The sequence below is a fragment of the Paenibacillus sp. FSL W8-0187 genome (assembly GCF_037969755.1).
In the GTDB taxonomy this organism is placed as follows: domain Bacteria; phylum Bacillota; class Bacilli; order Paenibacillales; family Paenibacillaceae; genus Paenibacillus_AQ.
On sequence record NZ_CP150206.1, the window covers coordinates 5836653 to 5861003 of the forward strand.

Annotated in this window: 19 protein-coding genes; 4 read left to right on the forward strand and 15 right to left on the reverse strand. The window is 48.3% G+C overall.

The annotated features are described in order from the left end of the window. Window positions 1–3: 3 nt before the first annotated feature. Window positions 4–1899 (reverse strand): PrkA family serine protein kinase, encoded by a 1896-nt coding sequence (locus MKY48_RS26385; RefSeq protein ID WP_076324448.1) that lies wholly within the window; start codon window positions 1897–1899, stop codon window positions 4–6. 265 nt (window positions 1900–2164) lie between these two features. Here MKY48_RS26385 and MKY48_RS26390 point away from each other — a divergent pair, with 265 nt between their 5' ends. After that, window positions 2165–2941: a DUF2161 family putative PD-(D/E)XK-type phosphodiesterase gene (locus tag MKY48_RS26390; protein WP_339291652.1), complete on the forward strand. Its 777-nt coding sequence runs from the start codon at window positions 2165–2167 to the stop codon at window positions 2939–2941. Between the two features lie 137 nt (window positions 2942–3078). On the opposite strand, the gene MKY48_RS26395 is transcribed toward MKY48_RS26390, so the two are convergent. Both MKY48_RS26395 and MKY48_RS26400 read right to left on the reverse strand, forming a co-directional pair. Next, window positions 3079–4293, reverse strand: coding sequence for a PLP-dependent aminotransferase family protein (locus MKY48_RS26395; RefSeq protein WP_339291653.1), 1215 nt, complete (start codon window positions 4291–4293; stop codon window positions 3079–3081). A gap of 110 nt (window positions 4294–4403) precedes the next feature. Continuing rightward, complete coding sequence (locus tag MKY48_RS26400; RefSeq protein WP_339291654.1) at window positions 4404–5060, reverse strand: response regulator; 657 nt, start codon at window positions 5058–5060, stop codon at window positions 4404–4406. 375 nt (window positions 5061–5435) lie between these two features. Here MKY48_RS26400 and MKY48_RS26405 point away from each other — a divergent pair, with 375 nt between their 5' ends. Together MKY48_RS26405 and MKY48_RS26410 are read left to right on the forward strand one after the other, a co-directional pair. Then, window positions 5436–5849 (forward strand): hypothetical protein, encoded by a 414-nt coding sequence (locus tag MKY48_RS26405; protein ID WP_339291655.1) that lies wholly within the window; start codon window positions 5436–5438, stop codon window positions 5847–5849. Beyond that, window positions 5846–6931, forward strand: coding sequence for a phosphodiester glycosidase family protein (locus tag MKY48_RS26410; protein WP_339267445.1), 1086 nt, complete (start codon window positions 5846–5848; stop codon window positions 6929–6931). Before MKY48_RS26405 ends, MKY48_RS26410 begins: the two co-directional genes overlap by 4 nt. 281 nt (window positions 6932–7212) lie before the next feature. On the opposite strand, the gene MKY48_RS26415 is transcribed toward MKY48_RS26410, so the two are convergent. From MKY48_RS26415 to MKY48_RS26450, 8 genes are all read right to left on the reverse strand, one after another. Continuing rightward, window positions 7213–7467: an AbrB/MazE/SpoVT family DNA-binding domain-containing protein gene (locus MKY48_RS26415; protein ID WP_009595823.1), complete on the reverse strand. Its 255-nt coding sequence runs from the start codon at window positions 7465–7467 to the stop codon at window positions 7213–7215. A gap of 196 nt (window positions 7468–7663) precedes the next feature. Beyond that, window positions 7664–8128, reverse strand: coding sequence for a tRNA (uridine(34)/cytosine(34)/5-carboxymethylaminomethyluridine(34)-2'-O)-methyltransferase TrmL (gene trmL, locus MKY48_RS26420; RefSeq protein WP_076324455.1), 465 nt, complete (start codon window positions 8126–8128; stop codon window positions 7664–7666). Between the two features lie 129 nt (window positions 8129–8257). Further along, complete coding sequence (gene serC / locus MKY48_RS26425; protein WP_339291656.1) at window positions 8258–9346, reverse strand: 3-phosphoserine/phosphohydroxythreonine transaminase; 1089 nt, start codon at window positions 9344–9346, stop codon at window positions 8258–8260. Window positions 9347–9445: 99 nt separating this feature from the next. After that, window positions 9446–10330: a hypothetical protein gene (locus tag MKY48_RS26430; RefSeq protein WP_339291657.1), complete on the reverse strand. Its 885-nt coding sequence runs from the start codon at window positions 10328–10330 to the stop codon at window positions 9446–9448. 78 nt (window positions 10331–10408) lie between these two features. Next, the gene (locus tag MKY48_RS26435; RefSeq protein ID WP_339291658.1) at window positions 10409–13135 is read right to left on the reverse strand and encodes a cellobiose phosphorylase; all 2727 of its coding nucleotides are present in this window, start codon (window positions 13133–13135) and stop codon (window positions 10409–10411) included. A gap of 25 nt (window positions 13136–13160) precedes the next feature. Continuing rightward, window positions 13161–13997 carry a carbohydrate ABC transporter permease gene (locus tag MKY48_RS26440; RefSeq protein WP_339267453.1) on the reverse strand — a complete coding sequence of 279 codons (837 nt, stop codon included), beginning with the start codon at window positions 13995–13997 and terminating at the stop codon, window positions 13161–13163. Continuing rightward, window positions 13997–14848 (reverse strand): sugar ABC transporter permease, encoded by an 852-nt coding sequence (locus MKY48_RS26445; RefSeq protein WP_339291659.1) that lies wholly within the window; start codon window positions 14846–14848, stop codon window positions 13997–13999. The genes MKY48_RS26440 and MKY48_RS26445 overlap by 1 nt, the downstream gene beginning before the upstream one ends. A gap of 107 nt (window positions 14849–14955) precedes the next feature. Then, the gene (locus MKY48_RS26450) at window positions 14956–16296 is read right to left on the reverse strand and encodes an extracellular solute-binding protein (RefSeq protein WP_339291660.1); all 1341 of its coding nucleotides are present in this window, start codon (window positions 16294–16296) and stop codon (window positions 14956–14958) included. Window positions 16297–16709: 413 nt separating this feature from the next. On the opposite strand from MKY48_RS26450, the gene MKY48_RS26455 reads away from it, so the two are divergent. Next, window positions 16710–17753, forward strand: coding sequence for a LacI family DNA-binding transcriptional regulator (locus tag MKY48_RS26455; RefSeq protein ID WP_339291661.1), 1044 nt, complete (start codon window positions 16710–16712; stop codon window positions 17751–17753). Between the two features lie 175 nt (window positions 17754–17928). On the opposite strand, the gene glnA is transcribed toward MKY48_RS26455, so the two are convergent. The 4 genes from glnA to MKY48_RS26475 all read right to left on the reverse strand — a co-directional run bounded on the left by glnA (window position 17929) and on the right by MKY48_RS26475 (window position 24286). Next, the gene (gene glnA, locus MKY48_RS26460) at window positions 17929–19353 is read right to left on the reverse strand and encodes a type I glutamate--ammonia ligase (RefSeq protein ID WP_076324463.1); all 1425 of its coding nucleotides are present in this window, start codon (window positions 19351–19353) and stop codon (window positions 17929–17931) included. 294 nt (window positions 19354–19647) lie between these two features. Continuing rightward, on the reverse strand, window positions 19648–20703 hold the full coding sequence (gene aroF, locus MKY48_RS26465) for a 3-deoxy-7-phosphoheptulonate synthase (RefSeq protein ID WP_076324464.1): 1056 nt from the start codon (window positions 20701–20703) through the stop codon (window positions 19648–19650). Between the two features lie 179 nt (window positions 20704–20882). Continuing rightward, window positions 20883–22673, reverse strand: coding sequence for a sensor histidine kinase (locus MKY48_RS26470; protein ID WP_339267460.1), 1791 nt, complete (start codon window positions 22671–22673; stop codon window positions 20883–20885). Window positions 22674–22711: 38 nt separating this feature from the next. Continuing rightward, complete coding sequence (locus tag MKY48_RS26475) at window positions 22712–24286, reverse strand: helix-turn-helix domain-containing protein (RefSeq protein ID WP_339291662.1); 1575 nt, start codon at window positions 24284–24286, stop codon at window positions 22712–22714. Window positions 24287–24351: the final 65 nt, after the last annotated feature.

Genomic DNA, 24351 nt, shown 5'->3' on the forward strand with positions numbered 1-24351 from the left:
GTATTACCGATTCAATAGACTGCCCACATAACGCAGCAGCTCGTTCGCACATACCGGGCAATATCCATGCTCCTCGATCAGTCTGGAGCTAACCTCGTTGATCCGTTTCAACTGCACGGCATCCGGCGTTTTGGTCGAGGTTGTAATCTTGACGATATCCTTCAGGTCAGTGAACAGCTTTTTCTCAATCGCCTCGCGCAGGCGTTCATGATTGTGATACTCGAACTTTTTGCCCTTCCGGGAATAAGCCGAGATGCGAATCATGATCTCTTCCCGAAAAGCCTTCTTCGCGTTTTCCGAGACGCCGATCTGCTCCTCGATCGAACGCATCAATCTTTCGTCCGGATCCATCTCTTCATCCGTTAACGGATCGCGAATTTTCGTCCAGTTGCAGAATGCTTCGATGTTATCCAAATAATTCTCGAACAGCGTCTTGGCAGACTCCTCGAAGGAATACACAAAGGCCTTCTGGACTTCCTTCTTCGCCAGATCATCATACTCCTTGCGTGCGGCGGCAATAAAATTCAGATAGCGCTCCCGCTCCTCCTTGGCAATCGAAGCATGCTGATCCAGCCCATCCTTGATCGCCCGCAGCATATCCAGCGCGTTAATGCACTGAAGATCCTGCTTAATCAAAGCACTGGATATCCGGTTAATGACATATCGCGGATCAATCCCGGACATGCCTTCTTCCAAATATTCATTCTGCATCTCTTTCAGGTCCGCTTCTTTATACCCTTCGACTTCCACCCCATCGTACATCCGCATCTTCTTGATCAGATCCATCCCTTGCTTCTTCGTTTCCTTCAGACGCGTCAAAACGGAGAATATCGCGGCAGAACGAAGCGCGTGCGGCGCGATGTGAATATGCTTCATATCGCTTTGGCCGATCAGCTTCGAGTAGATCTTCTCCTCGTCGCTAACTCTCAGGTTATACGGAATCGGCATGACAATCATCCGCGATTGCAGCGCCTCATTTTTCTTATTCGCGATAAATGCTTTATACTCGGATTCGTTGGTGTGGGCCACAATCAGCTCATCGGCGCTAATTAGCGCAAACCGGCCCGCTTTAAAGTTCCCTTCCTGGGTCAGGGAGAGCAAATTCCACAGAAATTTCTCGTCGCATTTCAGCATCTCCTGGAATTCCATCAAACCGCGGTTCGCTTTGTTTAACTCGCCGTCAAAGCGATAGGCCCGCGGATCCGATTCCGAGCCGTATTCCGTGATGGTGGAGAAATCGATGCTGCCGGTTAAATCGGCAATATCCTGCGACTTGGGATCGGACGGGCTGAATGTGCCGATGCCGACGCGGTTCTCCTCGGAGATTAACACCCGCTCGACTTCAACCTGTTCGATATCTCCGCCGTATTCGGTCTTGAGGCGAAGTTGGCAGGCCGGGCACAAATTGCCCTCGATCCGGACGCCAAGCTCCTTCTCGATTTCGGGTCTTAGCTCCAGTGGAATCAGATGCAGCGGCTCCTCCTGCATCGGGCAGCCGGATATCGCATATATAGCCCCCCGATCGGTACGGGAATGCTTCTCCAGGCCGCGCTTCAGCAGCGTGACCAGCGTGGATTTCCCGCCGCTGACGGGCCCCATAAGCAGCAGTATGCGTTTGCGTACATCCAGTCTGCGGGCCGCGGAATGGAAATATTCCTCAACGAGTTTCTCAACAGCTCGGTCGAGACCGAAGATTTCCTGTTCAAAAAACTTATATTTTTTCTGACCCCCGCTCTCTTCGAAACCGTAGGATTCGATCATGTCATATACACGGGCATGTGCCGTCATGGCTGGAGAGGGATCCTTCTTAAGTATTTCAATGTATTCCCTGAATGTGCCGCTCCACGCCAAACGGTCGCCTTCTGCCCGATATGATGCTATGCGTTCGAAAATATCCATTTCGCTACCTCCTATGAGTCTGTTTATGGGGATTGGCTTCCATTCCACAGCGTCATTAGAAAACATTCCATTTTCGAAAAAGTGTATTACATACCTATGCGACTTGCTTGGAATAGTTGACCTTATTTTCGAAGTCATGCGCATGCAATTTATCTAACCACCGGTCCATTCTACACTCAGGTACGCCACGCGAGCCGTCCCCATGCTATACTGAAATTACATTAACTTGACATTAAAGCATCTTTCGAATAAAAGGAGAGTCATCATGGCGATAAAGCATGAAGCCGAGCTGTACGCTCCCCTGAAGGCCTTTTTTGAATTGAACGGATATGAAGTGAAAGGCGAGGTACGCAATTGCGATCTGGTCGGTATGAAAGAGGGCGCCGATGAACCGCTGATCGTGGAGCTGAAAAAAACATTCAATCTGGCCCTTCTGCTCCAAGGCATCGAGCGGTTGAAGCTGACACCTTACGTTTACCTGGCCGTCGAGAAGAGCCGGGCGAAGAAAGGAGCGGTCAATCAGCGCTGGGCGGATCTGACGGGGCTTTGCGGACGATTGGGATTGGGACTCATTACGGTCACCTTCTACAAAACCAAAGCGCCCTTCATCGAGGTGCTCTGTGAGCCGGAAATGGCGGTACAGAAGGGAAGGACAGCCATCAGGCGCAAGGAACGCCTGTTGTATGAATTCCGTGAGCGCAGCGGCGATTACAATACAGGTGGGGTAACGAGAGCCAAGCTGGTTACCGCTTATCGCGAGAAGACGCTGCGCGTGGCTGCTGCCATGAATGCGGCGGAAGTGGAGCAGCGGAGCTCGCGTGAATCTCAGGAGGGGCATGAGCTTCAAGAAGGAACTGCCCCTGCGATACTGCCTGGTATTTCTCCCGCAGCTGTGCGGGATCGAAGCGGCGTTGGATCAGCGGCTGACATTCTGCAGCGCAATTACTACGGCTGGTTCCGTCGGGTGAGCCGCGGACGCTACGTGCTCACACCAGCAGGCGTACAGGCCCTGGCAGACTATGCTACCGTATTGAAATCATAAATTCTGGATGCAGACCTTCGAACAAGTAAATATTCGCCCATGAAAAAAAGCTGCTGATTCTCTTCCGAACCTGAAATCAGGCTCCATCAGCAGCTTTGTTATGTTATACACGATTCGTAAAAAGAAACCTTCCATGTCTAATTCCGGGCTGTAAATTCCATTACGGCCTCGCTGATGAGATTCATACCGAGCAGCAGCTCATCCCGCCCCGGATGCGTAAAATTCAGCCGGATACACTCACGGGTATGATCAGCTGCCGAGCACATCGAGCCTGGCAGGAAAGCGGCTCCTTTTAATAGAGTAGCTCTTAGGAGTGCATCCCCATTCAATCCCGGAGGTAACCGTACCCAGAGAAACATCCCCCCGGGAGGCACTGCATACTTCGACTCCTTCCACGCGCTGCGTTTCAGCAGTTCCACCATCAGCTTGAGCCTCGTTGCGTATTCCCGATTAAGCATGCCGATATGATCTTCCAGCTTAAAATGCTTCGATTCCAGCAGATGGTGCAGCATCCGCTGGTTCAGCATGCTGGATTGCCAGTCGGCCATCTGCTTCACGGCCGTCATCATCTCAATCAAGCGCCGGTTCCCGGCAGCCCATCCCGTACGCAGCGCTGGCGCAACGGTTTTACTGAACGAGCCCACATACAGAACATGTCCTCCCTGCGGCTCCTCAAGTGAGAAGATGGAAGGAATTCGGGGCTTCGGATTCTTGGGATCCGCAAAATAAAGATCACCGTAAGAATCATCCTCCACAATAAGAAGTTCGTGTGAGATACACAGCTCCAGCACCTGCTTACGCCGTTCCAAACTCCACATCACGCCTGTCGGATTGGTAAAATTGGGCGCAGCCATAAGCAGCTTCGGCTTGTGCTGCCGAATCATGGTCTCCAGGTGCTCCGGCAGCATCCCGTCTTGATCTCCCTCCACAGGCACGATGACGGCACCTTGGAGGCGCAGCACCTGGAGCAGTCCTGGTGAAGTTGGATTCTCCACCAGTACCGGGTCGCCCGGGTCCACATACACCCTGACCAGCAAATCGATGGCCTGCTGGGTGCCCGTTGTCAGCAAAATATGCTGAGGCAGGACACTCAGCCCTTTACGGCGGGAAAAGTCCTCGCTCAGCCACTCGCGCAGCGGCCCATACCCTTCTGCCTCACCGTACTGCAAGGCGAGCGGGTCCTCGGAGAGCACCGATGTCGCCGCTTCTGCCAGTGAATGCAAAGGAAATAATTCTTCAGCCGGCAGCTCTTCTGCCAAGGAAATAAAAGAATCCCGCTTCGCAAGTTCCCTGATATCGCGCAGCGGGGATGACAAAAGGGTCTGTGCACGGGAAGCAAAGGAAAACTGCATGGAAGTCCCTCCTCTAACCGTTATCAAAACCTCGGTTTTGTATTCAGGAGCCTCTTAACAACCTCTAAAAGGTATTCCTGATATTTATATATTATAACCTTAATCCTGCATTAGGCATAAATTTGCCGGCCTTGGCGGGTGTAGAGAGCATATTTCTCGATCGCCTGCGCACGAGTGGATACCCCCAGCTTCACATAGATTTTGCGGAGGTAATTGTCAATTGAGCGGCGGCTTACCTGAATTTCCATGGCGATTTTATCGTATGTAATGCCCTGGACGATCCGTTCCATTATAAAAGCCTCCGTCTCGGAGAGCTGGAGTCCACCTTCATTCATTGCAGAGGCCGTTAACGGCCAGATGCCTTGCCTTACCCAGTCGAGCGGCAGCGAGGCAACGCCTTCCCGGAGTCCTGTAATCATATGTATGAGCTGAAAGGTGGATGCCTGTTTGGACAATAGGCCGCTTGCACCGCGGCTGATCAAGGATTGCAGCAACGGAAGGCCATCATTGTCGGTCATAATGACGACATGGGTCTTAGGGGACAGCTGCTTTATCTGCTCCAATACGGCTTCCGAGGTATGTTCCGACAAATGATAATCCAATAGTACCAAGTCAGGAAGCAAATCCCCGACCATTCGAAGCCCTTCTGAATCCAAGGATGTCATTCCCTCAACGAGCAGATCCTGCTGCTCTTCCAAAATCAATTTTGTTCCCAGCATGCTTGTAGGTTGACTGCCGACGATAACTACCCGCCAAACCTGATTCATTTTCTAATAGACCTCCTGTATCAGCAAACTTGAATCTCTAGTATCTCTATTAAGTAAGCGCCGTCAATTTCTTACATATCCGGTATTGCGAATCTCCGTTGTTTGCAGATATGGATAGACGCAATTCGGAGCTGTCATTCATGTAGAAATAAGGTTAATTAATCCTATAGGCGCAGGGCCTTTGACGGTATGCATGGCGAATGTCTTATATGTATCCTGTTTGATAATCAAATCTATACAAATTGTATCCCACTCTATCTTTCTAGGCAATCTATTTTTCATAAAAACAAGTGCTATTAGTTCGTCTTTGCGAAAGTAATCCTGACATGTTAGAATGAAATTTGGAAAAAATGATAGTTTTTGAGGGGTGATGAAATGCCATTGTTGGAGCAGGAACACAATACCCCCTATAAATCCCGTGAGGAAACGCAGCAAAAGGGGCCATCCACCAAATGGTTCTGGGTATTTTGGATTGTTCTCATCGGGCTGGGTACCACCGCAGCCTACCTATATAGTAATCACTTGAAAGAGCAAGTCGTGGTGCAGCTGCAGCAGGATACGCGCCAGGAGATGGCGGCATTCAAAGCGGAGTACGACCAAAGGTTTAACGAGCTGGTTCAGGAAATGGACGAGATGCAGAGCAAGGTTCAGTCGTTTAATGAGCTGCTGACCTTTACCAAGGATCAGGCTAGCGGCAAAACGGACAACAGCAACAAGCTGTACAGTCAACTAAGCCAAGTTGAGAAACAGCTGAAAGAGCTGGAACGCAAGATGGAGCTGCTGAAGTGAGAACACTGAAGTATATCCGTCCCAAGCAGTTAAACCGTACATTTATGCTGGCCATTGCACCTTTTATCGGAATGCTGCTATGTATGTGGTTAATTACGGAACCGCCGCACCTGTCGCACGAAACCGCGGAGTACATACCATCCGGCAGCATATCGGAACAGTCTGCCGTGATCAAACAGGATTTGGATCAAGCCGCTGTCTATGCGGAACAGACGATATCCTCCATTGAAAAAACGGCCAAGCTCTATCGGCAAACGACCGCCACGGTAGGAACCATTCTGCAATCAGCGGAAGCACAAGCTTCACGCCCGGAGCAAATCTATAATCGCCGGATCACAACCAAACTGGGTGTCCCTATTGAAACGGTCAACAGTGACCGGATTCGAATTGAGTTATACAAGATCAACCCGGGTACTTATCACGGATATGCGATGAAGGTCAAATTGAAGGATCCTTCCGCGATGAAGATGTCGCTAGGCAGCGAAAGCGGCAGGCCCGGGTCCGTAGAAACCACCATGCGTGCCGTAAGCCGGCATGGTGCGGTTGCAGGGATTAATGCCGGTGGATACGCTGACGGGAACGGGGGCAGACATCCACTGAGCACAACCTATTATGATGGCAAATACGTCTCAGGGTTTCAACCGAGCTTTAAGGATCTTGCCTTTGTCGGCATGAGCAAATCCGGCAAGCTGATCGGTGGCAAGTTCTACAGCCAGAGCGAGCTTGACCGGCTCGATCCCATGTTCGGTGCTACCTTTGTACCCGTGCTGCTCCAAAACGGCAGTAAAACAACAATTCCCGAGAAATGGAGAACGACCCCTGGCCGGGCACCGCGTACCGTCATCGGCAATTACAAGGACGATCAGTTGCTCATCCTGGTTACCGAAGGATATGACGAGAAGGGCAAATCGGGAGCCACGCTGCAAGAGCTGCAGAACAAGCTTAAAAATTTGGGCGTGATTGACGCTTATAATCTCGATGGCGGCGGGTCCGCATCCCTAATCCTAAACGGCCGGGTCGTGAACAAACCGTCGGACGGAAATCTGCGCCCGGTACCCACGCACTTCTTATTTTTCAAATGATAGAATCGGCACTCATATTCTCGTTTATTTTTTGGCTCAAGGTGGTTATAATAAGGTTAGCTTAGCAGGAGGTGGCAAGAATGTCGTTCTCATTAACATTTTGGATCGTCATGCTCGTATTCGCCCTTTACATGGTTGGCATTTGGACCGCGGCATACAATGATGATAAAACCAAAGGCCTGTAAGGCGTCTCCCTCGTATATCGGGGGAGTTTTATTTTTTTGAGGAACAAAAAAGGCACCGCTCATTAGCGATGCACAAAAGGTAATTCATTTGAGGTACTAGGCATGTTTCGGAAGCTGCTGCATTTCGGACATGCATTGTGAACAGATATAGCGCTCTTTAAACTCGCTAACTCCGTCCATAGAACCACAGAAGACGCATTTCGGACGATAGCGCTCCAATATAATATGGTCCCCCTGTACAAGAATTTCTACGGGATCCCCCTCGTTCATTTGATATCTCTTGCGTAGAGACTTAGGCAGAACGATTCTTCCCAGCTGATCAACTTTACGAACAACACCAGCAGGTTTCATAACGATTGTACACCTCTTTCATTTTCAACAAGTGATTTCTGACACCACAGTTCAGAACTGATAACAAGGGCCTAGTATAATAGTTCGATAAAAAGTTGTCGAATCCTGCTGGAAATTAAGAATTTCTTAGTTTTTTTCAATATCAACTAGGTATACTGGATGATATTCCCCAAAAAACTCAAAGTTTTGCAAAAACTTATTCCATACCCGGGAAATCCAATTGACGCAGTGCTTCATATACCATAATCGCTGCAGAGTTGGATAAATTCAAAGAACGAACCTTATCGGTCATCGGCATGCGGATGCAATGCTCGCTATTCGCGGCTAGCAGCTCCGGCGGCAATCCCTTGGTTTCTTTGCCAAACACCAAAAAATCCCCGTCTTGATATTCAATGTCCATGTAACGCTTGGTAGCCTTCGTCGTGGCGTAGTAATAACGTCCTTCCGGATAGAGCGCCTGCAACTCCTCAAAGGAATCGTGATATTCAATATGTACGGCATACCAGTAATCCAGCCCGGCCCGCTTTAATGTCTTGTCGTCTGTATTAAAACCGAGCGGACGGACCAGGTGCAGATGTGTGCCCGTTGCGGCGCAAGTTCTGGCGATATTGCCCGTATTGGCTGGAATTTCCGGTTCGACTAGTACGATGTGTAATGCCATGTTGATAAGTCCACCTTTTCTTCTGTTTTATTTTTATTATAACCGATTCCTTCCCGATTTCCCGGGATATCCAGAAATAACCTTCCGCCGAACCGGCGGAAGGTTATCATTGTGTAATCTTGTATGATTTTAGCTGTGGCTCTTCTTAAACTGCTGCATAAATTCTACCAGCGCCTGAGCGCTCTCATACGGAACGGCGTTATATACCGAAGCCCGCAAACCGCCGACGCTGCGATGACCCTTCAGGCCGACAAAGCCTGCTTGCTCCGAAGCCTTCACGAATTCCTTCTCCAGCTCCTCAGAGGCAAGACGGAACGTAATGTTCATATCGGAACGTACCTCTGCATTCACGCAGCCGCGGTAGAAGCCTTCGCTGTGATCAATGGCATCATAGATGAGTGCGGCTTTCTTGCGGTTCATCTCTTGAACGCCTTGCAGGCCGCCCTTCTCTTCAATCCACTTCAACACTTCGTTGATCATATAGATGCCGAAAGACGGCGGCGTGTTGTACAGCGAGTTATTTTTCAAATACGTATTGTAACGGAGCATAGTCGGCAGATGTTTAGGAGAATCTGTAATCATATCCTCTCTGACGATCACAACCGCAACGCCGGACGGCCCCAAGTTCTTCTGAGCGCCCGCATAAACCATCGCGAATTGGTTCAAATCGAACGGACGGCTGAGGATATCGCTCGACATATCACAGATAAGCGGCACCGAACCGGTATCCGGGAATTCCTTAAACTGTGTGCCTTCAATCGTTTCATTGGAAGTCAGATGGAGATAAGCTGCATGATCCGACAGCTTGATGTCCCTAAGGCTAGGCAGAGCCATGTACTTGCTCCCCTCAGAGGAGGCTGCCACATGAGTTTCGCCGATCAGCTTGGCTTCTTTAATCGCCTTGTCAGACCAGCTTCCCGTCATTACATAGTTCGCAACCTGGCCTTGTCCCAAGAAGTTCATCGGAATCATGGCAAATTGCGTGCTTGCACCGCCTTGGATGAACAACACCTTGTAGCCGGATGGATTCCCCAGCAGGGACAGCAAGCGCTCCTGCGCTTCGTTATGAACGGCTTCATATACAGCACCGCGATGAGACATTTCCATAATCGACATGCCGGTATCCCCGTAATTGACGAATTCGGCCTGGGCGCGCTCCAACACTTCAAGCGGCAATGCAGCAGGTCCTGCGTTAAAATTGTATGCTCTCTTGCTCAAAAGACTCTCCACCCTTTCTCTACTATGAATGCTAATTAACGCTAATCATAGCAACAATCCCATAGACCTTCAAGTGTAATTATTCACATTGAATTCTCGCTACCAACAGAAGAATTGGTACTTTCTGATCCAGGATCTCTTTTCTCCGGGTGCCAGGCTTAATCGAATAAACACTTCTGGCGATATAACGTGGCCAGTCCCCCACAGAGCCATATGCGCAACCGGAAAATCACTAATCTCCCTGACTCCCGCCCTGCTGGCGCTGTGCGTTAGCTCCCAGGAATAAGGATAATCGCTGCCGTTAAAGCCTTGCATTCTCCCATAAAAGGGTTTGTCCGGTCTGGCATTCCAGCCTACCTCGTTATCCTGAACAGATAGCAGACCCGAGGTATAATCCGATTCGACCTCCGTAAAGCGGACAGGGACCGGTAACTTCAGTTTATACTCTGGTCCTACCAGCTCTTCGTTAATCCCTATGAAATTATGAATGTACTCCTCCGTATCCATCCTCTGGCTTCCTTCGTTGCAGAGCTCATAATCTATCGTCAACGCCGTGTTCTGAATCGAGATTTTCTTAACGAGTTTTGCCGCATACCCTTTGACGTTCCTAGGATGCATCGTATATGAAATGCTAACGTCATCCGAAGTGATATCCACATTGAAAGGTTCCACCGGATACGAATACTGAAAGTGATACGGGTCCTCGCTGACCCGTTTGAGAAGGCCCACTCCTAATTTGGGAAACCACCCACCTACTTCCGCCTTTGCATAACCCATCCCCTCATGCAGTCCAAACTCGTTGCACAATCCGGACCCGGCCTGAGGGTTAAACCCATCCGCAAACTCATGAACACAGAATGTGTGACCACTTTCGGTCAATTTGACCTGGGTAATGAAACCGGTCCGATCAAAACGCGTGCCTTGATAACGACCGACTTCCGCTATATCGACTTCCAATTGTCCGTTTGCTAATTGATGTCCCATAACAATCGCTCCATTCATGATGAAGAAACCCCGGCCAACTTGCCTGCCGGGGCTTCTGAAATGTTGTATGCTCGTGTGTCAGGCAAGCTCGACACGAATTAGTTGACACTCATCTTCGGATAACGCGTACAGCAAGCTGCGATCCAATTCGGCAGCCCCCGGTTTCTCACTGCGGAGCCGAATCTTCTCGCCGTTCAGCGTTACCGATTGAATCGTATAACTTCCGTAATCCAATCGCTTCGGATTGCTGTATACAATCTGAAGCGGTTTACCCGCAAACCGTGTATGCACAGCAGCAGTACCATCGGCTCCAAATTGCGAAGGACTGAGCTTCGGCTCCAAGAGCAGATGTCCCAGATTTCCTTTCACTCCAAAAACCTCGGTCAGCATGGTAAGCAAAAGCCAGCTTGCCGACCCGGTAAGATAGGGATACATCCCTCTTCCCTTCTCGTTGATGTACTCGGGAATACCCGGATACATGCGGCTCCGTTCAAAGTCATTGCTTAAATCGTAAATCGATTGTAATACCTCGTATCCCTCTTGGACAAAACCTCTCTTATAGAGAGCGTTAGCGTACATGACGCTCATATGGCTGAACATGGCTCCATTCTCTTTATGTCCGAACGCGAAACCGAATGCCCGCCCGAGATTTTGCTGAATCTCGCCAAAGTTCGAATTCAGACGATAGCCAATGCTCGGATCTTTTAAATACCGATCAACCGATTTCGTAATTTGTCCTACCTGTTCATCGTCCGCAATCCCGCCCATAACGGCAAATACCTGACCTGTGAGCGTCATGCGCACGCCAAAGGGATGATCGCCTTCCACGCGCGCTCCGTCATTATTGTAATAACCGTTAAACCACGAGTATCCTTCTTGGCTTGTAATCCATTCTTTGCTGTGCAAATGCCGGATGATCCAGTCCGCTTTCAGTTTCAAATCCTTCACAACTTCCGCAACGCTAAACTTTCGTTTGTTTCCGGTCACGGAGACTTTAACAGCCTCATAATACTGATCAAGCAGCTCCAGCTTCCCCTGCACATCTTCATATGAGACGGGAGCCGTTACCGAATCGAGCAGCACAGCCATTTCCTCCGCGATTTCAAGAAACGCAACGCCTTCTCTGTCCTGCCATGCCAGCAGCAGATCGCCAAGCTGCATCAAATTGCTTGCATAGAACGCAGTAAAGGCCACGCTCTCGCCTCTGTCCGGAGCAAGATCGAGACCATCATTCCAGTCCGCTCCCTCAAGCTTGATGTTATTGTGCTCACCTACATTAAAGAACGGAACCAGATTCTGCAGCAGCATGTGCTCCAGTATCGTACCTTCGTATACCTCACCGTTCACGGTTAAGAGTAGATTCCCATGCTCAGGCAGCCATCCGCTGTCCTTCTCCTTGCACCGACTTACAAATACGTCGCGGAAATAGGTCTGCGGCTGCTTCAGGAAATCCAAATCCCCGCTCTGATCCAAATAAAGCAGCGTCGTCATGAATGGCCATGCACCGTGATCCATCCATACACGCGGTATGTTGTTCCGGTCAGCGATAAACTCACCGGGCTTCGTTCCAATAATTGTAGCATTGCTTCCATCAATCCGTACACCTGCATAATTATTAAGCAGCAGATACCGGACCTCGGATGGTTCCATGATCATCAATGCCAGACAGTCCTGCCAGAGGTCACGCCATCCACGTCCTCCACGGCCATAGTCATGATAAGGAAGAAATGAGTTGCCATAGAGACGCCTCAATATCGGCTGCAAGGTTACCCATTTCATCCACAAGTCCTGCTGCTGATCGCCGGTATGGAAGGATACGGTATTCAGCTTGTCATTCCAATAGGCTTCATTCTGATCAAGCAGCTCATCAAAGCGCTTCTCCGATAAATACGTTTCGGCAAGTCTTCCGGTCTCGGCGCGATCTTCCGAAATGACCATCGCCATAACATAAGCCCTGGATTCGCCAGGCTGCAGTTGAACCCCCGCAAACCGTAGACCTCCAATGGCCTCATATCCCTCCAAGGAGTCACCTGCCTGCGCGCCCGCTTGCTTATTGGCAATGATAGCCTCAGGCCAATCGAGCGCGCCGCCTTCCCCAATATACTCTTCAAGCACCGGAAAATAACCGATCGGTTCCGCACCGTCCGCTTCCGCGCCTAGGACGCTGTAGGATACGTGATTAATACGGTGACCCCGCTCGTCAAATGAGAGAGCAGGCTGGACTTCGATTCCTTTGCGATGGACAAAGATCCGGTGAAGCAGGGATGTCACGTGACGGTGGTCCCGCAGGTCGTCTGCCGAACGGCCATACAGCGGGATCGCCGCGGTAGGGGTCAGTTTTATCGTCTGCTCGCCTACGTTGGTCAGTGTTACTTTCATTAACTCGATTTTATCATCCGTTACCGGAACGAAGCTGGTTACTTCCGCTTGCAGTCCGGCTTCCCCGTTCATCCGTGTCAGCTTATGCCATAAAAACCCGGCTGCCAATCGGCTTTCTTCTTCCTCGTTCATGAACCGGTTTGCATTCTGCTTGGCTGAATTGCCGGTTACGGACCATGCACCATGCCCGTCAATATGCACCCAAAAGTTACGTGCGGACTTGGAATTATGTAGATCCTCCACCGATACGGGCGACATGAAAAACGTATTATGACTGCTTGTCATTTCACCGTGAAGATTCGGCGTGACGGCCGACATCATGCCGGCCTCATTCACTAAAGGGAAATATAAATAGTTATGATGTTCGGGATTACGCAACGTAAAGACCCCATGGTTTCCCTCAAACTTCCATCCTGTTGATTTCATATCGCGATCTCTTCCCTTCTATGCCTTAGGATTTGACGGCTCCGGCCAGCGCCCCGTCCACCAGATATTTCTGTATGAACGTGTACAGAATGATCAATGGCGCCGCTACGATCGTAATTCCGCATGCAAGCAGCGGCCAGTTATTCCCGTATTGCCCCCTGAATTCCTTTAGGCCAAACGTAATAGGATAGTTGGACGGACTCGGGAGATACATGATCGGACCAACAAAATCATTCCAGATTCCAATCGCAGTCAGAATGACGCCGGTTGCGATAACCGGCTTCATCAGTGGCAGAATGATCTGGAACAGGTAACGGATATAACCGGAACCATCCATCCCCGCGGCCTCATCCAGATCGCGGCTAATCGACTTGATGTAGCCGACAAACATCATGAACACAACGCCCGTTCCCGTCGTTTTCAGCAAGATATAGCCAAGCTTGGTATCATACCCGAAGAACGAAACACTCTCCTTGAAGGACAGCATGAGTTTATACTGGGCAACCATCGGATTCGGAAGAAACTGGGACAACAAAAAGAACATATAAATGAAGCCGCTCCACATCACATATCCGCGCGCGACCGGGAAGGCCGCAAACAACGACACGATGATGGTCAGTACCGTCGCAGATACCGTATAAATTAAGCTGTTCGCGAAATAACCGGCGAAATTACCCTCAGACCATGCCTGCGTATAATTGCCCCATTCCATGTTCTGGACGATCCCGATCGGATTGAGCAGATACTCATTGAAGGATTTGAGTGATACGTTGAATACGAGCAGAAGCGGGACGACATACAGAATCAGCAGCATACCTATGACGGCGTAAGAAAGAATTTGCGTGGTTTTGGAATTTCGCATCAATACTCCACCTCTCTCTTACGCGTCTGTCTGACAGCCACCACAACAAAGAGGAGAATAATCAGGAACTGCACAACAGACAGCGCCGAAGGAAGGCCCATTTCCAAACTTCCCCGGAACGTCTCTTTGTACACGTCGTAAGCCATCGTCCTTGTATTGAAGCGACCGTCTGTTGTCGCCAAAATGATATCAAAGGTAGACATTGCGCCAATGATGGATAACAGCATATTCACCGTGAAGGATGGTGCGATCAGGGGGAAGGTAATATGACGGAAAGATTGCCACTTGCTGGTGCCGTCAATATGACCCGCTTCGTATAAATCTTTAGGGACCGATTGGAGTCCAGCCAGAAAGATCAGCATGGAATAGCCCATGTACATCCAAATCTGGACGAAAATAATATAGCCGAAGAGAGCGTCGTAAAGGCGGTTGACCGGTCCGTTTAACGGATCGAACATCATCCCCCAGATCAGAGCAACGACAGCTACGCCCAGTACAACCGGCAAGAAGAATACCGCGCGATAGAAATAATCGCCTTTTAGGCGCTGGTTAATGATGACGGCGATAAACAGAGCGACCCCGTTCTGCACGATCGTAACAACGAACATAAAGATCAGGGTGTTTATGATGGAACGCCACCGCTCCCCTGAGTTCCCCGAGAAGAATAATTCCTTATAATTATCAAGCCCGACAAATTGGTACGTGCTGCCCGGGAGGTTCTTGACATCGGTAAAGGAATAGATGACTGTCAGGATCGATGGTCCAAAATAAAACACGATGTAAAGCGCCATCGGTATCAGCAGCAGCAATAAGGGTATGAATCGGTTAAATCCTTTTCCAAATGGATACATCTCTCTCACCTCGCAAAATCCCATTTCAATAAATGTCGGGGCCTGCTGCACAGACCCCGACTACAGTATGGTTCATTCTATATAGGTCTCTTTATAATAGAAGAATCTTATTTCGGAGCAGCAGCTTCCCATTCTTTTTGTTGAATATCAGCCAGCTCTTTTGCTGTTTTGTATGGACCGCCCGGTGCCAGGAATTCCGTATGAACGCCTTCTGCAGCCAGATGCTCGCCAATATTTTGACGGTTAATCATCATGATTTCGTACGCCAATTCGAACTCTCCGAGATATGGGGTCACTTCATTGTCAATAAAGTTGCTTTCCGTCTGAATGTTATCCTGTGTCGGAATGAAACCGGCAGCTTTCACGAATGTCGTGTAATTTTCCGGCTCGGAGAAGAATTCAAGCCATTTCAGGGCTCCTTCTTTGTTCGGTCCCTTCTCGGTTGCATACCAGGTTACGTCATACTTGCCGACAAAAGAGGCATTCTTGGCTGCATCTTCCGTAGCCGGAAGCGGGAAGTAACCGAATTTCAGCTCCGGATTTGCTGCTGCGACGGTTGGAGCATCCCAAGAGCCATCAGCCAGCATGGCTGCTTTTCCTGTTGCAAAATAGGAAGGCGCTGTTGCATAATCGATCCCCATGAATCCGTCAATCATGTAATTGTCTTGAAGCGTCTTCATTTTTTCCAATACTTCGATTGCTTCTTCATCGTTATAAGCCGTTTCGCCTTTCCAAACGCCTTCAATCCATTTCTGCTGGTCTCCGCCGCCAAGAATTTTGGCTTGCAGGGCGAATACAGGGAGTTTCAAAGGCCATACGTCTTTACCTGCAACAACAATCGGGGTAATAGCCTTGGCTTTCAGATCATCATTCAGCTTGATGAACTCCGACCACGTTTTCGGAACACTCAATCCATTCTGTTCAAAGATTTCCTTATTGTAGAACAGACCGGACATCGCAACCTTGCCCGTTGGAATCGCATACACTTTATCGTTATAAGTTCCGGCTTTTTCAATATCGTTAGCATTATAATTCTTAATGAAGGCTTGGTCGGATAAATCCGCGATCAATCCCGTATCAATCCACTGCTGCCAATCAGGTACTTTCGCACCCGGTGTCCATTCCTGCGGGGAAAGTCTCATTCCCGATAAATCAGCCAAAACGTCGACGTCATTAGCGGTGATTCTTGCTCTCTGCGCCTGCTTGTATTCGTCATCCGGTCCCGTAGTGGTATACTCTATCGTATACTCAGGATACTTCTCTTCAAATTTCTTGTTGATCTCTTCAACCGCTTTATTGATGTTATCTTGTTTCCAGTGTAAAATTTTGATGACCTTTTTATCACCTTTCGAAGGTGTACCTTTATCGGCTGAATCACTGCTTCCGCAAGCCGCTAGCGAGAAAGTCAGAGCACCCGCCAAAAGTATTGCTGATAATTTCTTAATCATTTCCTTACCCCCTGAAATTAAAGTGCAATTCATTATGAAACCGGATTCATCATTCCGCTTTTTCTCGCCCAGTACAATCTTGATGTTACGAAACAATAATTATTAATTTTCGCAATTCAGCGAAATATACCGAAAGCGGTTTCGCAAGGCCTATTATTACTCATAATATTTTGTTTGTCAAAGCTTTTTTTCTCTTTCCCAAAATATTATGTTATCAAACGCGATACAGCTTTATTCCTTTCTATTACAAGCATCATGACTACTCTCTTCATTGACTTACCTAGTTAAAGCAGATACACTAATTTACGAAACAGTTTCGATTATGTACTGAATAACGACAAGTAGCAGTCATCTTAACGAAAACTCACGAAAATTATGAAATGATAATATAAACAGAATAAGGGGCGTTTCGCATGGCGTTAAACATCAAAACAATCGCTAAAATGGCCGGGGTATCCGTATCCACCGTCTCCAAGATTATCAACAACTACAGTGATGTATCCGAAGAGACCAAAGCACGCGTGTTGGAAATTATGAAAGAGACGGGATACACCCCTTCCAATTCTGCGAAAACATTAGCAACCAAGAAATCAAATTTGATCGGCATCATATTTGCGGGAAAGCTGAATGTCGATTTTACTCATCCTTTTTTTGTTGAAGTTCTCAATTCCTTTAAGAAGCAAATGGGGGTTCTCGGTTACGATCTACTGTTTTTTTCGAATGAGAAATTCCAAGGGGATGACGCCGACTACCTCGGCCGATGTCGTCATTATCAGGTGGATGGCTGTGTCATTATATCCGGCGAGGAAATCGAGCCCTCGATTAAAGAGCTGGATGAGAGCGATATTCCGTGTATCGGGGTCGATATTGAACTATTCGGCGAAATGTCGGGGCATATCATGTCCGATAATTATAAAATGTCCTCGAAGGTCGTGGAGCATTTCTATCTTCAAGGTTTCAGAGACTTGGGGTTCATCGGAGGCAGCAAGGAGTCTGAAATCTCCAACAAGCGTGAGGCCGGTTATCGTAACGCCATGGATAGCTTCGGACTTCCGGCCCGGGCGGAATGGTTCCAAAGCGGTGAAGATTTTCATGAGGCAAGCGGATACAAAGCCATGACACGGCTGATCCAAGCAGGTTCCCTTCCTCGCGCGATCTTTGCGGCCTCCGATCAGATTGCGATTGGAGCCATCCAAGCGCTTCAGGAACATAGCCTGAAGGTCCCTAACGATGTATCGATCATCGGTTGTGACGATATTGAGGCGTGCAAATATACAACTCCCAAACTAACGACGATTCGGCAAAATAAAGAGAAAATCGGTCGCCTGGCAGCGCTCATGCTCTATGACCTTATCCATAAACAATCACCCATCAGCTCCTTTGTCGTAGAGCCTGAACTCATCGTTCGGGAATCTTGTGGAAGCAACACGCATCACTACGGATACTTTAAAGAGTAAAGCTGGGTAAGGGAGTGAGGGGCTGCTTCAGCCAAGAGCAAGGTTATTCATGCCTGCCTTTGAAAATAGCTCTTATTTTCCTAGGTATGATAATCCTCGCCTAAACCTAGCTAGGCTTTATATGTGTGCAAAAAAAGCCCAGGGCATGATGCCCTAGGCTTTTTGACGTTATTTATTATAGGTCGTAGTACAGGGAGTACTCGTGCGGATGAACGCGGATGTTAACCGCTTTGGCTTCGGCACGCTTGAACTCGATGAAGTTCTCGAGGAATTCTTGCGTAAATACGCCGCCTTCTGTCAAGAACTCATAGTCTGCTTGAAGTGCATCCAAAGCTTCATCCAGGGAACCCGGTACGCTGCGAATTTCTTTCTTCTCGGCATCAGACAATTCATAGATGTTTTTATCGAATGGTCCATAACCGAGTGCGGTAGGATCGATTTTACGCTTGATACCGTCCAAGCCAGCCATCAGCATGGCGGAGAATGCAAGGTAAGGGTTCGCCGTGGAATCCGGTGTACGGAACTCGATGCGGCAGCCCTTCGGCGTTACGGCTGCAACCGGAATCCGCACTGCAGCAGAACGATTGCCCTTGGAGAATACGAGGTTAACCGGTGCTTCATAGCCTGGTACCAGACGTTTGAAGGAGTTGGTGCTCGGATTCGTCAAAGCGATCAATGCAGGCGCATGGTACAGAATACCGCCGATGTAGTGGATCGCTGTTTGGCTCAGGTTAGCATAAGCGCCTTTTTCATAGAACAATGGGGTGTCACCATCGAAAATGGACTGGTGAACGTGCATGCCGCTTCCGTTATCCCCGAATAATGGCTTCGGCATGAACGTAGCCGTTTTGCCATATTGGCGCGCTGTGTTATGCACGATATATTTATAGATCAACAAATTGTCAGCTGTTTTCTTCAATGTATCGAAACGGAAGTTGATTTCCGCTTGGCCGGCAGTTGCTACTTCATGGTGGTGACGCTCAACGCGAAGTCCTGCTTCATCAAGCAATCGGCACATTTCGCTACGGATATCCTGCTGAGTATCCACAGGTGCTACTGGAACATATCCGCCCTTAACGCCAACTTTGAAACCAAGGTTGCCGCCTTCTTCCTTGCGGTTCGTATTCCAATGCGCTTCCTCGGAGTCTACGAAATAGCTGGAGCTGTTCATGGAGCTTTCATAGCGAACTTCATCAAACAGGAAGAACTCGGATTCCGGTGCAAAGAATGCTGCTGTTCCGATACCGGCCTCTTGAAGGTATTGCTCGGCACGAGCTGCGATACCGCGCGGGTCACGCTCATATGAATCACCTTCCGGTGTATAGATGTTGCTCATAATGTTAAGCGTAGAATGTGCTGTAAACGGATCGATATAGCAAGAATCCGGATCAGGCATCATAACCATATCCGATTCTTCAATGCCGCGGAATCCTGGAATAGAAGATCCATCGAACGCTACCCCGTTCACGAATGTTTCTTCATCTACTTCTGAAGCCGGCAAGCTAATATGATGAACCCGTCCCGACAAGTCTACAAAACGAAAATCGACCCACTCAATATTGTTCTCTTTAATGGTTTGCAATACTTTCTCTACCGACATGTCTCTTCCTCCCAATTTCCGAACATTAAGACTTAAACAGCTTAACAATGTTCATAATCTTTCGATTTCTTTTCGTCATTATATGCCGGGAGATAACCTGACGTCAATACCTATGTAAGGTATTTTTGAAAACAATGTTAGGTTATATAACACAGGAAACCAATTAATGTAAACTCAGAAAAAAGACACCTGCAAGCTTTTTGCAGATGTCTTTTATATTAGATTTAAGGAACTGGCGTACCTTAACTATGTTCTTAACGCTATCCCCGAATGTACAATGTCGCTTATCAATTACTATACGCGCGCAAATTCAGAAGCAGGTGCTTTGGAAGTCGCAAAGCTTTTGCCTACTAGTGGGGCCAGCTGCTCCAAGTCTTTAAGCAATGCGGCAAATTGATCCGGGAACAGGGATTGAACCCCGTCGCCTGTCATGGAATTATCTGGATCTGTGTGCATCTCAATAATAAGGCCGTCTGCCCCGGCCGCCACAGATGCCTTGGACATCGGTTCAACAAGCTCGCGTCGTCCTGTTCCATGGCTCGGATCAGAAATGACCGGAAGGTGGCTCAACCCTTGTAAAACAGGGATGGCAGATAAATCCAGCGTATTCCGGGTGTACGTTTCGAATGTTCGGATTCCACGTTCACAGAGCATGACATTCGGATTGCCGCCGGCAAGAATGTACTCCGCTGCATTCAGGAATTCATCATAGGTTGAACTGAAACCTCTTTTCAACAAAACCGGCTTACCGCAGGTACCCAGTTTCCGAAGCAAATCGAAATTTTGCATATTACGGGTTCCCACTTGCAGAATATCGGCGTATTCCGCGCAAATATCCACGTATTCGGGCGTCATAACCTCCGTAATCGTCAACAGGCCATGTTTTTGCCCTGCTTCCGCCATCATAATCAAACCTTCAACGCCAACGCCCTGGAAGCTGTATGGGCCCGTACGTGGCTTAAAAGCGCCACCTCTAAGCACCTGTCCGCCTGCTGCCTTAACCAGCTGCGCGATCTCGTCAATCTGCTGTGCGGATTCCACGGCGCATGGACCACCCATGACGACCAGATTGCCACCGCCAATCTTGGTGCCTTTAATATCAATAACGGTATCATCCGGATGAAAATCACGACTAGCAAGCTTGTAGGACTTGGAGATTTTAACCACATTCTCTACGCCCTTCATTTGGCGAAGGTGCTCCGCAAGCTTCGGGTTCACGCTGCCGATCAGCCCGATTACGGTACGGTCCGCCCCTTTCGATACGTGAGCCTGCAGTCCTTCCTTCTCAATCTCGCTTACGATATGCTGAACTTGTTCCTCTGATATTTGATTGGATGTAATAACGATCATAATAAAACCTTCTTTCTGAATTTATTCCATTTTCAATTTCAATCGATGGATAATCACTTTCGCGCTTGTTCGCTTTTAAGCTTTTATGCTTTTATCCGATAAAGTAAATATACAGAAAAAATCTCCCCTCGTCAAGCCCATTCTTCAAGCCTGCACGATCGGGAGATGTCGATTACCTGTTACATCAATGTTTTGCTGCGTCCTTCCGCTACGGTTCGCTTCACGAGTGGTATCGCAATTCTTGCCGTTGTCCCAATTCCGGCTCGGCTGAATAACGTGACCCCATATTCGCTGCCATAGTGAAGTTTGATTCGTTGATCCACATTCCGAATACCGTATCCGGCATTGGTTAGATCCTGTCCGCCTGTATTGTCCAAAACTCTGCCGGGCGGGAACCCGACTCCATTATCGATAATTTTAAATTCCAGGACATCTTCCAGCACTCTGGCGGTAATTCGAACATGAATATAATCCCCGGTCCAGGCATGCTCCAGCACATTCTCGATAAACGGCTGCAAAATCAATTTCACGGTTTCATACCGGACCACTTCCGGCTCGAAATCATAAGTAACCTGCATCCGTTCGTCGTATTTAATCTTTTGAATATCTACATACGCCTGAGCCTGTTCCAGTTCATTCTTCACGGAGATGATATTCCGGCCATCGTTAAGCGACAGGCGATAAAACTTCGCTAGGTCCATCACCATACGCTGCAGTTTATCCAGCATCCCAAACCGCGCCAAGCGGCTGATGGAGGATAGGGTGTTGTATAGAAAATGCGGATTGATCTGCGCATGCAGCGATTCCAGTTCCGCTTCTTTTTTCTGAAGGTCGGCCAGATACACCTCATTGATCAGCTTGCCGATATTGCTGCCCATATCATTCAGAGCAGAGGAAATATGCGTAAATTCATCATTGCCCTTAAAGGATACCCGCTTGTGGAATTCCCCTTCCTGGAACGAGTCCAGCACCGATACGATTTTGGAAACCCGGCGGCTGAAGTATCTGGAGACCAAAATGCTGACCACAAAAAAGATAGCGATACAAATCAGACAGATCAGATAAGTTAAATTACGAATCTTGACCGTATCTTTCTCCACGATTTGCGCAGGGACAACGGCAATCAAATCCCATCCGAGCTGGGGAATGGGCTTCCGAATGAGGAGGTCACCGTTCTTGCGAAGTTCTTTTTCCTTGAAGACGGTTGTCTGTATGCCACCCGATGATAGAACCACCCGCCCTTGGGAATCCGATAAATATAAAGCCGTTCCGTCACCGATCTTGTTGTAATCCATGCTTTCGAACAGGTCGGTCATACTGACGTTGATCCGCATGAATCCGATCTCCTGCGGTTTAATGGTCGAGCTGATATCCACCAACCGCCGCAGCAAGGAAATGCGTCCGTTCCTCACATCGTCTTCAATCTGTTTCCATTGCAAGGTTACACCATAATTCTCATCCTTGGGATACAGCTTATACCATGATCGGTCCTCTAGTCTGTCATATTGATAAATATCAAACAGACGTTTGTTGGAATCCAGTGGATCTGAATTCGAATAATTGTCATAGATCTCCCTAAGGTCGTCGTTACGCAGGTAGATCGATAACCAGATCCTTCGGTTAGCCGTACTCACCGCGGTCTCCAACTTGGGAATCAGCACATTAATCGTTGTGTCGTAGCTAATCCAAGCGCTTTCAGTAAACCGCAGGCGGCTGTTAAAGGTCGTATCAAAATAAAGCATGTCCGAGATCCGAATCATGTCCTCCATCTTATACGATATATTCTCGCTCATCTGATGCAGCGTACCCTGAATATTGTTATACGTCTGCTCGCGAGTGGACTTTACGAAGACCTGATTCGCAATCTGACCGACAAGCAGCACCGGTATAATGATGAACACGCAGTACGAAATCATTAACTTGTACCCGAAAGGTATCTTGACCCGTATTCGTTCGAATTTCCCTGCCATCACCTGTTTGACCCCATATCTAATCTGAATTTTACAAGTTAAGAGTGTTTGCGCCGATATTCCAGAGGTGTCATTCCATACATTTCCTTAAACTGTCTACTGAAATAAGGCAGATACTGATACCCTGTTTGCGATGCAATTTCGTATATTTTGAGCTTGGTCGTCTTGAGCAGATCTCTAGCGCGCTCCATGCGGAGCTTGATTACATAATCGCTGAAGTTATGTCCGGTTTCTTCCTTGAAGAGCACCCCAAGATAATTCGGTGAAAAAGAAAACCGGTTTGCCATATCTCGCAGCGTGATATTCTCATGCATACGCGCTTGGATATTTTCTATGATCTCTTCGACCAGCCTGCCATTCTTTGTTGATTTTCGGTTCTTGAGCATTTCCGAAATTTCCATTGCCTTCATGCGAAGCCATGAGAAGATATCATCCATCGTTTCAAAATGAAGTAGTATATCAAGATTTTTGAGATCCAATCCTGCCATACGGTATAACTCTTCATTAATCGTCTGCAGATGACCTTCGAGCTTCACCATAATATACACGGCTAAATTACGTATGGTGAACTTGGATCTGATATTAGAGGCAAGCAATTGAATCGCTTCCAGTTCATCATAAATACGAACAATATCATACTCTGTCATGGCTGTAAATAAGGCATCCAGACGGATATCGAGACTTTTTACATCCTCACGGTCCTCGGTAGGCACCTCGCTGTACAGAATCCATTTACCTTTGCCCCGGAACATTTTGTAGTCCAGCGCGGCCAATGCCTCCTGATACGACGTGTGAAGCTGCTCCAGTTGGTAGGCAGCTCTTCCTTCTCCTACCGTCATCGTATAGTTATATTCCTGCTTCAATTCCTCAAGCAGGGATTGAATCTCTTCCTTGCCCCTGCCCCCGTTAAGCAATACGGCCGTCCGCTGATCTGTTACCTTGCATATGTATTCGAAGCCGTTCTGTTCGAGCAGTTTATGCAGTCTCGAGAAATACTCCTCTATGACACTAAGCTTTTCCTCGGAATCGAGCAAGCTGCTTCGCCAGGTGCTCACATTATCAAGCTCTAGCAAAATGACACAAACCGGCCAGTGAAGCTCCGTCAATCGGTACTCCCGCTTGATAATATCCAGTATGGCTCCATCGTAGGGCCTCTGGAGAATTTGCAGGAGGTACTGATTTTTGAGGATGGGGATCATCTGCTGGTAAGCTTCTTCCGTCTCTTTGCGTTCATGGAGACGATCCAACTCCAGCCTCACCTTCGTTAACGCATCAATCAGCTCTTGGTCCTCCATCGGCTTTAGCACATAACTGCATGCATTCAAGGCAATCGCCTGCTTGACATAACCAAAGTCCTGGTAACCGCTTACGAAGATAATCCGGAGTTCCTCCTGCAATTTCAGTGCCCGCTGAGCAAGCTCAAGCCCGGTCATATTCGGCATGCGTACATCGGTAACAAGGATGTCGATCTTCTCCTTTTCGAGAACCTCACAGGCAGCGAAGCCATTATTGACCGAGTCTATCACTTTCATTCCGAGATTTTCCCATGGAATAAAGCTCTTCATGCCCTCTAGATCCAGTATTTCATCGTCTGCCAGCAGCACTTTATACACGGGTATCATCTCCCCCATAAATTCCGATAAGGGTATACTGCATAAGCAGCATACCCTTCTTGGTT

What these genes read in the sequence shown, in the direction of transcription:
- MKY48_RS26450 (WP_339291660.1), bottom strand. Translation starts at nt 16,296, where the DNA reads ATGATTAAGAAATTATCAGCAATACTTTTGGCGGGTGCTCTGACTTTC.
- MKY48_RS26435 (WP_339291658.1), bottom strand. Translation starts at nt 13,135, where the DNA reads ATGAAATCAACAGGATGGAAGTTTGAGGGAAACCATGGGGTCTTTACG.
- MKY48_RS26470 (WP_339267460.1), bottom strand. Translation starts at nt 22,673, where the DNA reads ATGGCAGGGAAATTCGAACGAATACGGGTCAAGATACCTTTCGGGTAC.
- MKY48_RS26415 (WP_009595823.1), bottom strand. Translation starts at nt 7,467, where the DNA reads ATGAAACCTGCTGGTGTTGTTCGTAAAGTTGATCAGCTGGGAAGAATC.
- trmL (WP_076324455.1), bottom strand. Translation starts at nt 8,128, where the DNA reads ATGGCATTACACATCGTACTAGTCGAACCGGAAATTCCAGCCAATACG.
- MKY48_RS26440 (WP_339267453.1), bottom strand. Translation starts at nt 13,997, where the DNA reads ATGCGAAATTCCAAAACCACGCAAATTCTTTCTTACGCCGTCATAGGT.
- MKY48_RS26455 (WP_339291661.1), top strand. Translation starts at nt 16,710, where the DNA reads ATGGCGTTAAACATCAAAACAATCGCTAAAATGGCCGGGGTATCCGTA.
- MKY48_RS26445 (WP_339291659.1), bottom strand. Translation starts at nt 14,848, where the DNA reads ATGTATCCATTTGGAAAAGGATTTAACCGATTCATACCCTTATTGCTG.
- MKY48_RS26430 (WP_339291657.1), bottom strand. Translation starts at nt 10,330, where the DNA reads ATGGGACATCAATTAGCAAACGGACAATTGGAAGTCGATATAGCGGAA.
- MKY48_RS26405 (WP_339291655.1), top strand. Translation starts at nt 5,436, where the DNA reads ATGCCATTGTTGGAGCAGGAACACAATACCCCCTATAAATCCCGTGAG.
- MKY48_RS26385 (WP_076324448.1), bottom strand. Translation starts at nt 1,899, where the DNA reads ATGGATATTTTCGAACGCATAGCATCATATCGGGCAGAAGGCGACCGT.
- aroF (WP_076324464.1), bottom strand. Translation starts at nt 20,703, where the DNA reads ATGATCGTTATTACATCCAATCAAATATCAGAGGAACAAGTTCAGCAT.
- glnA (WP_076324463.1), bottom strand. Translation starts at nt 19,353, where the DNA reads ATGTCGGTAGAGAAAGTATTGCAAACCATTAAAGAGAACAATATTGAG.
- MKY48_RS26400 (WP_339291654.1), bottom strand. Translation starts at nt 5,060, where the DNA reads ATGAATCAGGTTTGGCGGGTAGTTATCGTCGGCAGTCAACCTACAAGC.
- MKY48_RS26390 (WP_339291652.1), top strand. Translation starts at nt 2,165, where the DNA reads ATGGCGATAAAGCATGAAGCCGAGCTGTACGCTCCCCTGAAGGCCTTT.
- MKY48_RS26395 (WP_339291653.1), bottom strand. Translation starts at nt 4,293, where the DNA reads ATGCAGTTTTCCTTTGCTTCCCGTGCACAGACCCTTTTGTCATCCCCG.